This window comes from Campylobacter sp. BCW_6465, assembly GCF_001762815.1.
Lineage (GTDB): Bacteria > Campylobacterota > Campylobacteria > Campylobacterales > Campylobacteraceae > Campylobacter_D > Campylobacter_D jejuni.
The window spans coordinates 1-1,444 of the sequence record NZ_MJXN01000026.1 but is presented as its reverse complement, the minus strand read 5'-3'; the positions used below and the strand labels follow the sequence as shown (position 1 = coordinate 1,444).

At 23.7% G+C, this 1,444-nt stretch carries 1 protein-coding gene; it reads left to right on the top strand.

Annotation, left to right across the window (positions count from 1 at the left end):
* On the top strand, nt 1-1,444 hold a 1,444-nt coding region (locus tag AJ886_RS10715), incomplete at both ends, for a glycosyltransferase family 2 protein (protein ID WP_070287071.1).

Genomic DNA, 1,444 nt, shown 5'->3' with positions numbered 1-1,444 from the left:
GTAGTTATCCCAATCTATAATGTAGAAAAATATTTAAGAGAATGTTTAGATAGTGTTGTTAATCAAACTTATAAAAATTTACAAGTTGTACTTGTAAATGATGGTAGCACAGATGAAAACTCACTCAATATAGCCAAAGAATATACTTTAAAAGATGAAAGATTTATACTTTTTGATAAGGAAAATGGGGGTTTATCTTCAGCTCGTAATGTAGGCATAGAATTCTTTAGTAAAGAATATGATTTTAAAAATATTACCCAAGAATTAAAAGAAAACTCCTTAGTAGAATTTAAACTAGACAATGAAGATAATCCTTATAATATTTATAAAATATATAAAAGTTCAAATTTCTTTAAAAATAAAGATGAACTTTTAAATTTTAAAGCTCCTGATATTGATTATATTATCTTTTTAGATTCTGATGATTATTGGGAATTAAATTGCATAGAAGAATGTGTTCCTAGAATGGATGGGGTTGAAGTGGTTTGGTTTGATTATAATAAAATTTATGAAAAAGATTGCTTGGAAAAAAAAGATGAGTGGACTTGGTTTAATTGTTATAATATGGGAATAAAAAAAGATATAATCATATCTGATGAATGGTTGGATAAATATTGCAATATTCAAACTTTCGCTTTTGTTTGGAGTGGGATGATTGCTTTTAATTACTTGAGCAATCAAAAGATAAAATTTTTAGATTATATTTTTCATCAAGATGTTTATTTTGGCTTTATGGTATTTTTTAAAAGCAATAAAATATCTCTATTAAATAAAAAAATAATAAATTATCGAATTAGAAGCAATGCTACAACCTTGAGGCAGAGTAAAATAGGTGAACAAATAATTTTACCCAAATATCTTGATTTTTTGTCTAAATTTTATAATAAAAATGAAGATGCTAAAAAATATTACAGTCTTTTTAGTTGGAGTAAAATGGTTGAAAAAGCTATAGAAGACAGTTTTTATGATGAAAAGAATATTATAATAAATTATTTTTTGCCTTCTTTATGTATGCAACTTTTTCAAAAAGATATCAATAAAAATCTCGATCCGCTAAATATTGGAATTTATATAAATTTTTCTAAAGTAATATTTAAGATGTTTCGTTTAAAGCATCAAAATATTATTTTTAACACCAATTTATATGGCACAGCTAAACAAAGAATTCAAAATCAGCTTTGTTATAAATTAGGTCAAACTATGATTATTAATTCTAAAAGTATTATTGGTATTCTATTCATGCCAATATATTTGTTATCAGTATTTTTAAATTACAAACAAGATCAAAAAATATATTATCAAAAAATAAAAAAAGATCCAACTTTAAAACTACCCCCTTTAGAAAATTATCCAGATTACCAAGAAGCTTTAAAGTATAAAGAACACTTATCTTATAAACTAGGAAAAATTTTATTAGAATCTTTTAAAACTTGGCATAAAGGTG